This window comes from Clostridium sp. (assembly GCF_050717535.1).
Taxonomy (GTDB): domain Bacteria; phylum Bacillota; class Clostridia; order Clostridiales; family Clostridiaceae; genus Clostridium_AD.
In genome coordinates, this window is record NZ_JBOITM010000047.1 from 1 (window position 1) to 13,992 (window position 13,992).

The 13,992-nt window shown below is 29.5% G+C and carries 9 protein-coding genes, 6 tRNA genes, 2 pseudogenes and 1 other annotated feature; of the genes and pseudogenes, 15 read left to right on the top strand and 2 right to left on the bottom strand.

The window, feature by feature from the left end:
* The first annotated feature begins 44 nt into the window (after positions 1–44).
* The 15 genes and pseudogenes from ACREVU_RS08205 to ACREVU_RS08275 all read left to right on the top strand — a co-directional run bounded on the left by ACREVU_RS08205 (position 45) and on the right by ACREVU_RS08275 (position 12,894).
* A tRNA-Ala gene (locus ACREVU_RS08205) sits at positions 45–120 on the top strand.
* A 139-nt stretch (positions 121–259) separates the two neighbouring features.
* Positions 260–772, top strand: a complete 513-nt coding sequence (locus tag ACREVU_RS08210) for an HDIG domain-containing metalloprotein (protein WP_431551125.1) — start codon at positions 260–262, stop codon at positions 770–772.
* Positions 773–921: 149 nt separating this feature from the next.
* Positions 922–1,437 (top strand): transcription repressor NadR, encoded by a 516-nt coding sequence (locus ACREVU_RS08215; protein ID WP_431551126.1) that lies wholly within the window; start codon positions 922–924, stop codon positions 1,435–1,437.
* A gap of 48 nt (positions 1,438–1,485) precedes the next feature.
* Positions 1,486–2,649 carry a DUF362 domain-containing protein gene (locus ACREVU_RS08220; protein WP_431551127.1) on the top strand — a complete coding sequence of 388 codons (1,164 nt, stop codon included), beginning with the start codon at positions 1,486–1,488 and terminating at the stop codon, positions 2,647–2,649.
* 3 nt (positions 2,650–2,652) lie between these two features.
* The gene (locus ACREVU_RS08225; RefSeq protein ID WP_431551128.1) at positions 2,653–5,361 is read left to right on the top strand and encodes a UPF0182 family protein; all 2,709 of its coding nucleotides are present in this window, start codon (positions 2,653–2,655) and stop codon (positions 5,359–5,361) included.
* A gap of 271 nt (positions 5,362–5,632) precedes the next feature.
* Complete coding sequence (locus tag ACREVU_RS08230; protein ID WP_431551129.1) at positions 5,633–7,852, top strand: ATP-binding protein; 2,220 nt, start codon at positions 5,633–5,635, stop codon at positions 7,850–7,852.
* Positions 7,853–7,933: 81 nt separating this feature from the next.
* Positions 7,934–9,331: an NAD(P)/FAD-dependent oxidoreductase gene (locus ACREVU_RS08235; RefSeq protein WP_431551130.1), complete on the top strand. Its 1,398-nt coding sequence runs from the start codon at positions 7,934–7,936 to the stop codon at positions 9,329–9,331.
* Positions 9,332–9,371: 40 nt separating this feature from the next.
* Positions 9,372–9,608 (top strand): annotated as a pseudogene (locus ACREVU_RS08240) (DUF1667 domain-containing protein); the annotation flags it as partial.
* A gap of 146 nt (positions 9,609–9,754) precedes the next feature.
* Positions 9,755–9,955, top strand: a binding site (T-box leader).
* A gap of 104 nt (positions 9,956–10,059) precedes the next feature.
* A complete protein-coding gene (gene serS, locus ACREVU_RS08245) occupies positions 10,060–11,343 on the top strand; it encodes a serine--tRNA ligase (protein ID WP_431551131.1) in 1,284 nt (427 codons plus the stop codon).
* Positions 11,344–11,518: 175 nt separating this feature from the next.
* Positions 11,519–11,609: transfer RNA gene (locus ACREVU_RS08250), tRNA-Ser, on the top strand.
* 31 nt (positions 11,610–11,640) lie between these two features.
* Positions 11,641–11,731, top strand: a tRNA-Ser gene (locus tag ACREVU_RS08255).
* A 128-nt stretch (positions 11,732–11,859) separates the two neighbouring features.
* A tRNA-Ser gene (locus ACREVU_RS08260) sits at positions 11,860–11,950 on the top strand.
* A gap of 31 nt (positions 11,951–11,981) precedes the next feature.
* Positions 11,982–12,072 (top strand) — tRNA-Ser (locus tag ACREVU_RS08265).
* 156 nt (positions 12,073–12,228) lie between these two features.
* The gene (locus ACREVU_RS08270; protein ID WP_431551132.1) at positions 12,229–12,744 is read left to right on the top strand and encodes a GNAT family N-acetyltransferase; all 516 of its coding nucleotides are present in this window, start codon (positions 12,229–12,231) and stop codon (positions 12,742–12,744) included.
* A gap of 73 nt (positions 12,745–12,817) precedes the next feature.
* A tRNA-Arg gene (locus ACREVU_RS08275) sits at positions 12,818–12,894 on the top strand.
* A gap of 106 nt (positions 12,895–13,000) precedes the next feature.
* On the opposite strand, the pseudogene ACREVU_RS08280 reads toward ACREVU_RS08275, so the two are convergent.
* A pseudogene (locus ACREVU_RS08280) lies at positions 13,001–13,183 on the bottom strand (tyrosine-type recombinase/integrase); the annotation flags it as partial.
* A 114-nt stretch (positions 13,184–13,297) separates the two neighbouring features.
* Entirely contained in the window at positions 13,298–13,888 is a 591-nt protein-coding gene (locus ACREVU_RS08285) for a tyrosine-type recombinase/integrase (RefSeq protein WP_431551134.1), read from the bottom strand.
* Positions 13,889–13,992: the final 104 nt, after the last annotated feature.

A 13,992-nucleotide genomic window follows, 5' to 3' on the forward strand; every position in this document is an offset into this window, starting at 1 on the left:
ACCGGTCGGTCCGGGGTTCGAGTCCCTGAAGGTCCACCATATAAGGGGATATAGCTCAGTTGGGAGAGCACCTGCCTTGCACGCAGGGGGTCGCAGGTTCGATTCCTGTTGTCTCCACCAAAAAAAACAGTCTAATATGGACTGTTTTTTTATTTTGATAAAAATTATTTTATAACTTGTTTTTTATAGATTCAGTAGATGAAAAGTATTATAATGTTAATGTAATGCTATATAATTTAAACATGAAAGGAGCTTTACGATGTCACTATATAGAGTAAAGCAATTTTACTGGTCCATGGTTTCTAAAATTAATGGTGAAGATATAGATTTTCTCAAAATGTATTTAGAAACTTATGAATTGCAATTATTCAATCAATTACCTATTTATGAGCAAAAACACTGTATAAATGTAGCTAGGGATGTAAAATTAACTTGTAGTCAAAGGAAGTTACAATCAAAGGATTTGATAAAAGTTGCACTGTTACATGATATAGGCAAAATATATAATAGCATGAATCCAATAGATAAATCTATAATGGTTATAATGCATAAAATAACAAAAGGAAAGATTAGATCATATAGGAAGAGTAAAAATGTTGATATGTATTATAATCATGGTGATATAGGATATAATTTATTAAGAAAACAGGGTTATAATGATAGATTTTTATTTTTAGTTAAAAATCATCACAACAATAATATAACAGAAGTTGTAGAATTAGATTTATTAAATGAATTAAATTTATTAAAAGAATGTGATAATAGAAATTAAGAAGCTAGTGTATAGTTTCTTTTTTTTATTGCCATCATTTAGTTTGTTAACAAGTATTATATTAGCAAAAATAAATGTTTTTATTTTAATTATTAATAACATAAAAAAAGTGATAGAATATAATTAAATACATAAAATAGGAGGAAAAAATGAATTCAAAGGAAAGAAAAGCATACATTACAAATTTACTAATTAAAAATAGCAATACATATAAAGGTCAGTTCTTAGCAGAAGAATTAGGAGTTACAAGGCAAGTTATAGTAAAAGATATTGCAATTATAAGGGCAGGGGGAGTAAAAATAATTGCAACTCCAGAAGGCTATTTAATACCAAATGAAGAAAGTAATTATGTAAGGAGAGTAATAGCAGTTTCACATAGCAGGGAAGGTATATACGATGAGCTTGAGTGCATTATTAAATTCGGTGGGGTAGTAGAGGATGTAACCGTAGAACATTCACTATACGGTGAAATAACAGCCATGCTTATGATAAAAACTATTGTGGATATAGAAAAATTTACAAAAAAATTCAAAGAATTAAATGCGCAACCATTATCGTCTTTAACCAATGGTGTTCATTTACATACAATAAAAGCAGATAATGAGGAAATTATGGAGTGTATTATAAAAGAATTAAAAGATAAAAATTATTTAATTTTTGATTAATTTATTTTTAGATTATATTATTTTAATTAAACTTAAGGAGTAGATATTATGGAAAATGTTGCACTTATAAAATGTATGGAATATGACGTTGATTTAATAGAAAAAAAGTTAAGAGAGGGTTTTGAACTACTAGGTGGAGATGAATTCTTGAAAAAATTAATACCAAAGGATAGCAGTGTGCTTTTAAAACCAAATATGCTAAGTGTTGAAAGTAAAGAATCACTAGTGGTAACTCATTATGCTGTTTTTGAAGCAGTGATTAGAATTGTTATGGAATATTCTAATAATATTAGTTTTGGGGATTCTCCTGGATTTGGAGATTCAAGAAAAGCAGCAGAGAAGTCTGGTCTTATGGAAGTTGCTGATAAATATGGAGTTAAGTTTGAAGATTTTAAAGAGTCAGTGCATGTTAAATTAGATAACTCTATCTTATGTAAATCTTGGGATATAGCTAAAGCTGCTTATGAGGCTGATGTTATTATATCACTACCAAAACTTAAAACACATGCTATGGCATATTATACAGGTGCTGTAAAAAATCAGTTTGGGTGTATACCTGGGTCGCAAAAGGTAACTTGGCATACGAGAATGCCTGATGCAAATAATTTTTGCAAAATGCTACTAGATTTGAATACGGCTGTAGGAACTAATTTTGCTATTTTAGACGGTATAATTGCAATGGAGGGTAATGGACCTAAAAGTGGAGATCCATATAAAATGAATACTATAATTATGGGTAAAAGTCTGACGGCCGTGGATTCTGTTGCGGTGAGGCTTATAGGTTATGATAATCCATTAGATACACCAGTTTTAAAAGAAGCATATGATAACAAATGGGGAGCAGTGCTTCCAAGAGATATAAACATACTAGGTGAAGAACTAGAATCTATGAAAGCTAAGAATTTTAAGTTATGCAGAAAAGGAGGTAGCTTCTATTTTATAAATCCCGGAGTAACTAATTTTTTAAGAGGAATGATAGCTCCAAATCCAACTCTTATTAAAGATAAATGTATAGGATGTGGAAGATGTGCAGAGATATGTCCAGAAAAGCCAAGAGTAATTAAAATGGTAAAAAAAGGAGACATATTAAATCCTAAATGGAATATGAATGAGTGTATAAGATGTTTTTGCTGTCAGGAATTATGTCCAGTTGGTGCAATAGAAACTAAATATTCAAATTTAGGTAAATTATTAAAATTAGATAAGAGGTGATTTATGAAAAGTAAGACAATAGCCCTCATATTGGGAATAATACTGATAATTATAGCCTTTTTAGGAAATATAGTTAATGTACTTATAAATATACAGTGGTTTCAAGATGTGGGATATCTATCGGTATATTTAACTAAATTAACATCAATCTTAAAGCTAATGTGTCCCTTATTTATAGTGAGTTATATTTCAATATGGACATATTATAAGACTTTTAAAAGTAGCATTTTAAGATGGAAAAAAGTTGGTGAAGTGAATAAGAAAAAGGAAAAGCTAGAACATAGTATTTGTATCTTAGTAAATATTATAATTTCTATTATAATATCAATAAGCTTTTCATTGAAATATTGGTACTCAATACTTCAGTTTTCAAATGCTACAAGTTTTAATTCTGTAGACCCACTATTTAAAAAGGATATTTCATTTTTTATATTTAAACTTCCATTAATTGAATCATTATATTCAACATTCATAACATTTGTAGTGTTTTTAGTGGTTATTACAGTGATAGTCTATTTTGTTTTGACTGCAAAAGACCATGTACTATATTCAAAAAAAGAACATAGGATTTCTAAATTTATAAATTTTAAGAGTGGAATAACTAAATTTGCAGGAAAACAGCTTGCAGTTGTTTCTTCAATAGTATTATTGCTAGTAGCTTTAGATTATTTAATAAAAGCCTGGGAACTAGTGTATTCTCCGAGAGGGATAGTATTTGGAGCGGGTTATACAGATGTACATGTAACCTTAAGATTTTATCAAATAATAGCAGTAGCATCTTTTGTTGTATCTATAGTTACGTTTATAAGCATTTTGACGTATAGAGCAAAACCCATAATTTTATCAGTTATTGTTATAATTTCACTTATTATAGGAGAAAATGTAGCATCAACTGCAGTTCAAAAATTTAAAGTTCAATCAAATGAAAAAACGTTAGAAAAGCCCTATATTAAGTATAATATAGATAGCACAAGGAAAGCTTTTAATATAGATGATATAAAAGGAGTGTCTTTTGAAATAAATAATAATTTAACGAAAGAGGACTTAAATTTAAATAAAGACACAATTGATAATATAAAAATTAACTCTTTTAAGCCGGCGCTGGAATTTTATAATCAATTTCAATATATGAGATTTTATTATGGATTTAATGATATTGATATTGACAGATATAATATCAATGGAAAGTACACTCAAGTGTTTATTGCAGCAAGGGAGATTGATTTAGACTCATTAAAAGATAACTCTAATACTTGGCAAAATAGGCATTTGGTTTATACTCATGGATATGGAGTGGTTATGAGTAAGGTTAATTCTGTAACGGTTGAAGGTCAACCAGATTTTATAATTAATAATATTCCACTAGAGAATAAGACCGGTATAAAATTAGATAATCCTAGGATATATTTTGGTGAAAAGACCAATGATTATAGCATAGTTAATACAAAGATTGGAGAGTTAGACTACCCTAAGGGTGGAGAAAACCAGATAAATAACTACGAAGGAAATGCTGGCATAAAGATGAGCCTTGGAAATAGAATTCTATTTGCAATAAATAAAAAAAGTATTAAGTTTTTATTATCCAATGACATAACTTCTAATAGTAAGATATTAATCAATAGAAATATAGTTGAAAGAGTAAATAAAATTGCCCCATTTTTAACCTATGATAGTGATCCATACATTGTAATAAATGAAGGAAAATTATATTGGATTATAGATGCATATACAACATCCAATAAATATCCATTTTCACAGTCACAAAATGGTATGAATTATATTAGAAACTCAATTAAAGTTGTTATTGATGCAGTAGAAGGAACTCCTGAATTTTATATAGTTGATAAAAATGATCCTATAGCAAACAGCTATTCTAAGATATTTCCAAAGCTATTTAAAAACTCGGAGTCAATTCCTACTGGCATAAAAGAACACTTAAGATATCCAGAAGACATATATAGTATACAATCTAATGCAATTGCTAGATACCATATAACAGATCCAGGAGTATTTTATAATGGGGATGATGTATGGTCTATAGCAACGAATCAAGTGAAAGTTGAGGGTAAAACAGAGGCAAATGAAGCATCTTACTCAATAATGAAATTGCCACAGGAAAGTGAAGAAGAAATGGTTTTACTTGAATACTTTAACACTAATTTGAGAGATAATATGGTGGCACTGCTTGGAGCAAGGATGGATGGAGATAATTATGGAAAAATGGTTTTATATAGATTTCCACCAAAGCAAACAATATATAGTCCAGTATTATTTAAACAAAAAATGAATCAGGATACAATAATATCAAAAGAATTATCACTTTGGAATACACAAGGTTCAGAAGTTCAATTTGGAGAGACTACTATTATACCAATTAAAAATTCACTGCTTTATGTAGAACCTATGTATTTGAGAGCTAAAGGAGAAAAAAGCATACCAGAGATGAAAAAAGTAGTGGTGTCTTATGGTGACAAAATAATTTTAGCTAATAATATACAGTCGGCATTAGAGCAGATATTTGACTACTCGGTTAAAACTAATACATCAGAAACAGAAGCTAGTTTAAATATAGATGCAAAGGTATTAGAAAATATAAAAATTGCTAAAGATTTATACAACAAGGCAATAGAAGCACAAAAAAATGGAGAATGGGTTGAATACGGTTTGTTTATAAAAGATTTAGGTGATACTTTAGACAGAATAACTAAGTAAAATATATGTATATCTATTTAGGATAACGGAGTTATATATTAAAGGATAAGAGTTTTTTAGTTAATTTATATCAGACAATACTAGTATAAAATAGCAACTTAGAATATATATAGTTATATGTTCTAAGTTTTGTGGTATAATTAAATTTACATTATATTACAATGTATAGAATGTGATAAAAATTGTATAAAACAAAGGAATATAAAATAAAATGTCGAATAAGTTTATATATAAGAGAGTATGATAGCATGGGCGATATGAGGGGTATATTATGAAATATATAAAAAGTAATTTGTATAGAAATGGTAAAAATTCATTATGTATAGGTACAGATGTTTTAAATATAAATAATTTACCACAAATAATAAAAAAGTATATTTCTGATGCTCTTATTAATGGAGAAAAAATTATATTTTTTACAGATGATATCTTTTATAAAGACATTGAGAAGAATTTTATTAGCGATGAAGATTTCATAAGGCATAATATAAATACAGGTAATTTTAAAATAAAGGCATATGATATTTCTGATTTTGAGTATGAGTCTAAGGAATTTAAAGATATAATTGATATTATTTCTGTTGTGAAACAGGATTTAAAAATAATATGGGATTTTAAGAATGTAATAAAAAGGGTTGGCAAATTTGAAACTATAATTAAATGCGTTGAAAAAATAATACAGTGTTCAAAATATAATGTTTGCAATATGGTTTATATTGACAATAGCACTTACAATTTCAATAGATTATATAGATTTAGTAATCTATTTGAAATATTAATTATTATAGATAGAAATAAAGAAATGGAATTTAGAAATAAAGATGAAATAGAAAAGGCAATATGGATGCTTCAATCTAATTCACAACTAAAGTATCAAAGTAAAAATTTAGTTTTATTCAATGATGTTTTTTCTAACATACCTAAAAGTACAGATGAAATCGAATTTAAAAGAATTATTATGAGTAAAATAAGGGATGTATGTGATGTGGATTTTTGTATTCTGCATAGTTCGCTTAAAGAACAAGAGAATATAATATCTATGGATAGCTATTATGGAATAACTAAGAAGCACAAGTTCTACTTGATAAATGACGCAGAAATAATTCAGTACATAAACAAATACAATGAAAATGCGTTAAATGGAAATGTTGAAATATTATTAAATTTAAGTGAAATAAATGATCCGAAATTAATAGAAAAATTTAAATTAATAGGTATAGTAAGCTATATGGCTATAGCAGTAGAATATTATGATATATCCAGGGGTGTAATATGGATAGGAAGATATGAAAATAACAAAGAGTTATCTAAAAACAATATAGATCATTTGAAATCTATATGTAAGACAGCTTTTTATTTAATTCAGGAGCAAAAAAGATTTTCTGATATGCAAAATAGACTAATACAAAACGAAAAACTAAGAGCTATGGGTGAAATGGCTGCGGGAATTACTCATGATATAAATAATATACTTACACCAATTTTAGGATCTGTCCAACTTTTAAAAGATACAATTCAGGAAAAAGAAATTTTAAAAACACTTAGTGTTATTGAAATTTGTGCCTATGATGGAATGAATATTACAAAGAGAGTTAAAAGGTTAACTAAAAGATATAATAATGATGATTTTGAGACATTTAATATAGATAGTGCAATAACAGATGCCATAGATTTAACTAAAAGTAAGTGGTTAACAGAAAGTGTCTTTAAAGGTATAAAGATAAATATAATAAAATCATTAAAATCAAATCAATGGGTACAAGGGAATGTGACAGAAATCAGAGAGGTATTTATAAACATTATAGCAAATGCTGTAGATGCAATGCCTAGTGGTGGAAAAATACAGGTCATTACAAAAAATAAAGCCAGCAAAGTTATTATAGAAATAAGAGATAATGGAACTGGAATGAACCAAAAAATTCAAAAAAAAATATTCGAGCCCTTTTTCACAACTAAAGGTAACAATGGTTCTGGGCTTGGATTAAGCATTTCTTACAATATAATAATTTCACATAAGGGTAGTATAAAAATTGAAAGTGAGGAAAATATAGGGACGTCTTTTATTGTTAAATTACCTATATGTGAAAATAAAATTATGAGTGAAGTTAAGGTATCAAATAATACAATTGATTTCCAGGGAAATGTACTTGTTATTGACGATCAGGAGCAAATAAGAACTGTTGTTGCTAATATGATAAAGTCAATTTCAAAATGTAAAGTAAAAACCTGTGGATGTGAAGTAATAGATTCAGAGTTATTAAGGAGAAAATATGATATAATTGTATGTGATTTTACTATGCCGAGTATTAATGGATTGCAAGTTGCGCAAAAGGTTAAGGAAATAAATAAAGGGTCTTATTTTTGTCTAATGACTGGATGGGTTGGTTCTTTTGAAGGGCAAAAAATGAATAATGTTGATTTTATTTTAAATAAGCCTATAAATAAAGAGAGTTTAAAACAACTGTTTTTTGATTATAGCATAAGGAATTAAGTTTTTTGAAAATATATTGGTAATAATTTTTTTAAAACAATATAATAATAAAAGAGTTTTGTTTTACAGTGGAGGATTACGATGGATTATGATGTACTTATTTTAGGTGGAGGTATTATAGGCTGTGCCGTGGCTTATGAAATATCAAAATATAATCTTAATATAGCTGTTATTGAAAAAGATTATGATATAGCTGATGATGTAGCATTAATTAACACAGCTATGGTATATGATGGTGTTGAAAGTGAAAATACTTTAACGGCAAGGCTTGAACGTATGGGAAATAAAATGATGGATACTATAAGCGCTAAATTTAATGTTCCTTTTAAAAGGTGTGGATCTTTAATAATTGCTCAGACGGATGAACAAGCTGCAATGATTGATAAAACATATAAAAGGGCAATTGATAGGGGAAATAAAGATGTATTACTTTTAGGACCTAAATACATATATGAAATGGAACCGAATTTAAATGTTCATATAAAAAAAGGACTATATTCTAAAAACACGGGTGTGATATGCCCTTTTGACTTAGCATTAGCTTATGGAGAGGTAGCTTTTGATAATGGTGTAAAATTCAAATTAGAGGAAGAAGTAATGGATATTCAAGAAATATCGAAAGGATTCAAAGTTATTACTAATAAAAATAAACTAACATGCAAAATGGTAATAAACACTACTTCTTCAGAAAATTATAGTATAGTAAATGAAAAAAAGCTAGATGTAAACAACTATGAATCAATATTAAAATATATACTGTTAGATAACAATGATAAACAAAGATTTTCGCATGCATTATTTATGTTTAACTCTAAAGGTGAGCGAATTTATACACTTCCAACCATGGAGGGAGATACTGTAGCTGCTATTAGCACAAAAGATAACGTTAGTTACGATGAAGCAATAGATAGGGTATCAAAGATAGCAAGTGGTGTAGATAACCTGGATGTTAAGATGTTTTTGGATTGGCCTTTTTTTGAAGAACCTATAGTGATCGACGATAGTGGTATAGATGATGGAATTATTCAAATTAAAGGAAAACACTATGGGCAAGTAACTATGACACCGGCTATAGCGAGTATTGTATGTGAGAGTGTAGTGAGTAAGATGCAATGTAAAATGAAAAAAGATTTTAATGATAAAAGGCGCGAAAGTTATAAATTCAGGGAATTATCTGATGAGGAAAGAAAAAAAATTATTGTGATAGATAAAAAATATGGTAAAATAATATGTGCCTGTGAAAAAGTTACTGAAGGTGAAATAGTGGATGCTATAAGGAGGCCTTTAGGTGCAAGAACTGTAGAAGGAGTTAAACGAAGGACAGGTGCTGCTTTTGGAAATTGTCAAGGATCACATTGTTTAAATAAAATTGTTTCTATTTTAGCAAGAGAAACTAATAAACAAATGACGGAAATAGTTAAGGATTCAAAAGATTCTAATATTGTACGGTGTAGGATAAAAGAATTTGATAGTATGTAGGAGATGAGTTTATTTGATGGACGAAAGAGAGTTTGATTCTAATGAAAAGGAAGATATATTGACAACTTTGGTTAGGATAAAAGGCTCTAATCTATATAACGTAGTTCCGGTTAAAAGTAGTAAGCTTATTAATAAGAATTTATGGATTGAATGCTCAAAAGCATTAAGTAGAATACATGTGGGTCCACCTCTAAAAATAGGAGATGTGGTGTGTAAGAATATACTTAATACAGGAGTTGATATTATTTGTACAAGGAACATAGAAATAAATAAGTAATGAAAATGATTTTATAATAAGTTTGACTATTAAAGGAAGCTTTTATAAATACACATTGACTTTATAAAAGGTAAGATGTAAAATTATTGTTAAAATAAACGATGTTATTATTTAAATAATAACATAAGAATATAACTGAATAATGTATAAAACCTATGATGAGGTTAGTAACAAAATATAAAGGTTAAGAGAGTCAGTGCTTGGTGAAAACTGATACCTTTAGTTTTGTGAATCCACCTCCGAGGGACTGTAAAAGCAGTACGGTATAACCGTTATATTTGTTAAAGAGGATTAAATATTTATATTTAATCAAGTAGGGTGGCAACGCGGAGTCTTTCGTCCCTTTTTCATAGGGATGAAGACTCTTTTTTTATACTCAAAAATCACTAGATCATCTAAATTAGACTTCAAAATACAAACCAAATAATAATATATTTAAGGAGGAATAGTTATGTTAGATTTAAAAAGAATAAGAAATAATCCAGAGGAAATAAAAAAATTAATGGCAAATAGAGGTGAAAATTTTGATTTAGCTATAATTGATGAGGTTGTAGTACTTGATAAAAGAAGAAGAGATATATTAATGGAGGTTGAAGAATTAAAAAACAGAAGAAACACTGAATCAGCCCTTATACCAAAGCTTAAAAAAAGTGGAGAAAATGTTGAAGAAATTATGGTGGAAATGAAAAAACTTTCAGATGAGATTAAAAATTTCGATCTTGAATTATCTGAGGTGGATGAAAAAATCAAATTTATTATGTTAAGAATTCCGAATATACCGAGCGTCAATGTACCAGAAGGTGATACAGAGGAAGATAATGTTGAAATAAAAAAATGGGGACAGCCAAAAGACTTCAAATTTGAAACGAAAGCTCATTGGGATTTAGGAATAGATAACGACATTTTAGATTTTGAAAGAGGCGGAAAGATTACTGGTTCAAGATTTACAGTATATAAGGGCTTAGGAGCAAGACTTGAAAGAGCATTAATAACTTATTTCTTAGATCTCCATGTGGATACAAATGGATATACAGAAATATTGCCTCCATATATGGTTAATAGGCAAAGTATGATAGGAACGGGTCAATTACCTAAGTTTGAAGAAGATGCGTTTAAAGTTGCTAATACAGACTATTTTTTAATACCTACAGCGGAGGTACCTGTTACAAATATATATAGAGATGAAATATTAAATGGTCAAGATTTGCCTATAAAACATGTTGCTTATAGTGCTTGTTTTAGACAAGAAGCAGGTTCAGCAGGTCGTGATACTAGAGGACTTATAAGGCAGCATCAATTTAATAAAGTAGAACTTCTTAAATTCACAAAACCTGAGGATTCTTACGCAGAACTTGAAAAATTACTTGTAGATGCAGAATCTGTTTTACAAGGACTTAACCTTCCTTATAGAATAGTTAAGATATGTAAAGGTGATTTAGGATTTACAGCAACATTTAAATATGACATTGAAGTTTGGATGCCAAGTTATAATAAGTATGTTGAAATATCAAGTTGTAGTAATTTTGAGGACTACCAAGCAAGGCGTGCAAATATTAGGTATAGAGATGATAAAAAAGATAAGCCTAAGTATATTCATACACTAAATGGATCAGGAGTAGCAGTAGGTAGGGCACTCGCAGCAGTACTTGAAAACTATCAAAATCAAGATGGATCAATAACTATTCCAGAGGTTTTAGTGAAGTATATGGGTGGTAAAACTACAATTTCGAAATAAAGGGTTAAGATAATACATTTACCTACTAGTAAATATAAATAAACAACTTTATATTTACTAGTAGGTTGTTTATTTATTATACAAACACTAGTTATATATTACATTATACAACAAACATATAAATGTGTTGACAGGTGATATTTATGCTGATATAATAAACCTTGTTGTTGCATATGGAGGAATGGTCGAGTTGGTTTAAGGCACCAGTCTTGAAAACTGGCGTACGTGTGAGCGTACCGTGGGTTCGAACCCCACTTCCTCCTCCATTTTTTTTATAAACACATAAAAATTAGCTATGGAGAAATACTCAAGTGGCTAAAGAGGCGCCCCTGCTAAGGGTGTAGACTGGGTAACCGGTGCGAGGGTTCAAATCCCTCTTTCTCCGCCAGAACATCTAACAATTGTTAGATGTTTTATTATTATAAAAGCAACAAAAGCAACAAAAACAATAAAATTCAACAAATACATTGACATGCTATATTTATGCTGATATAATAAAACTTGTCGTTAGGATATGGAGGAATGGTCGAGTTGGTTTAAGGCACCAGTCTTGAAAACTGGCGTACGTGTGAGCGTACCGTGGGTTCGAACCCCACTTCCTCCTCCATTTTTTTTATAAACACATAAAAATTAGCTATGGAGAAATACTCAAGTGGCTAAAGAGGCGCCCCTGCTAAGGGTGTAGACTGGGTAACCGGTGCGAGGGTTCAAATCCCTCTTTCTCCGCCAAAACATCTAACAATTGTTAGATGTTTTTTTATTGTTCGAATTAAATACCTAGTTTATTTAATTTCATAATAAATCCATAATTTATTGAATTAAGGATAAAAAAAAGGTATAATTATGGTATTAAAATAATTATAAACCAATAAATAAGGAGAATTTATGCTAAAAGGAAATAAAGTATTACTTAGAAGTGTTGAGAGAAGAGATATAAATATATTTTATGATATTTGGTGTGATGAGGAGGTTAGAAAACTTGACGGTAGTTTTGTATTACCACCTTCTAAAGAAGATATATTAAACAACTTTAATAAATTTGTTAATATTGACAAAAAATATATTAGTATAGTTAATGAAAAAGGAGTAGTTGTAGGATATATAACATATAAAGAAATTAGCGGATGCAAGAATGTATATGTATTAGGTATAGTCTTAGGACAAAATTTTTGGAATAGAGGATATGGACAAGATTCTATAAAGGTTTTGTTAAAATATTTATTTATGGATATGGCTGCACATAGAGTGGAACTCGAGGTACTAGATTTTAATTTAAGAGCAATTCAGTGTTATAAGAAATGTGGTTTTATAGAAGAAGGAAAGAAGAGAAAGAGCTGCTTTTCCTATGGGAGTTATAGGGATATAATTATTATGGGAATTCTTAGAGAGGAATTTAGATGAATTTATTAGTGATAGTTTATAAATTACCCTTTACTCTTAAGGTATAATATGCTAGAATAACAATGATGTTTATGCGTTGGTAGCTCAGATGGATAGAGTAGCTGGCTACGAACCAGTTGGTCGCAGGTTCGACTCCTGTCCGACGCACCACTAAAGCCTTACAAACACTAAGTTTGTAAGGCTTTAGCTTTGCCTTAAAATAGAGTTTTGCCCCGCAATTTGCCCCCTATAGGAATTATACATAAAAAAATGAGGGCTATTTTACCCCCATAGATATATACAATTCATTTAATTTTTGTGTAGCTTTTTTCTTCATACTAGCCAATACATGCGTGTAGGTGTCTAGAGTAATAGAGATATTGGCATGACCTAATAGTTCCTGTACTGTTTTTGCTTCTTCTCCTAACTCAAACAACCTAGTTGCATATGTATGCCGAAGAAAATCCAAACGTTTGGATTTTCTTCGTTATCCAAACCTAAATAAAATCCAAACCTTTTTCAAAGATGCCTAATATTTAAGCATCTTTATGAAAAAAGGTTTGGATTTTTTTCTTTACTTTTTCATTGACTTAACACCACAGAATTCTGCCAATCCACCTTTTCCGCTTTTCCATTTTTTAGATACTTTTTTCTCGTTCTCATCTTCAAGTGTTGCAAGGGCTTTTAATTCCTGCTCTATGGTAATGTCAATATACACCATTGTTGTCTGTAACTGTTCATGTCCTAATAGTAATGAAATTTGTACAATATTCATGCCGTCTTCCAACCAATGGGAGGCCTTCGCATGTCGAAGCTGATGAGCATGAAGATCTAGAGGTACTTCGTCGCATACATAATGTGCGGCTAGGGCATGTTTTTTCAGTTGCTTATTTACTGCAGTCTGACTCATTTTTCCATATATCCCGATATTTCTTGAATAAAAAACATGAGCTTCAGGATTTGGAGCATCACCATGAAATTCTTTTAGGTATTTCTTTAAATGTGCAACTGCTTTTGGTAGAAGATACAGGGTTCTTATTTTGTTTCCCTTTCCAATAATGGTGGCATTCGGTTTTTCCGCATTCAAATGAAGTTGATCTATCTTTAAAGACAGGATTTCATCTATTCTAGCGGCAGTGCTATATATCTCATCTTCCGACCACATACAATACTTTCCAATGAATAACTCTTCTTAAAAGATATTATTGTATTTATGACATTCTATAAATTAAAAACTAGGCCTCAAAAATTTATCTACACTTTATAAAG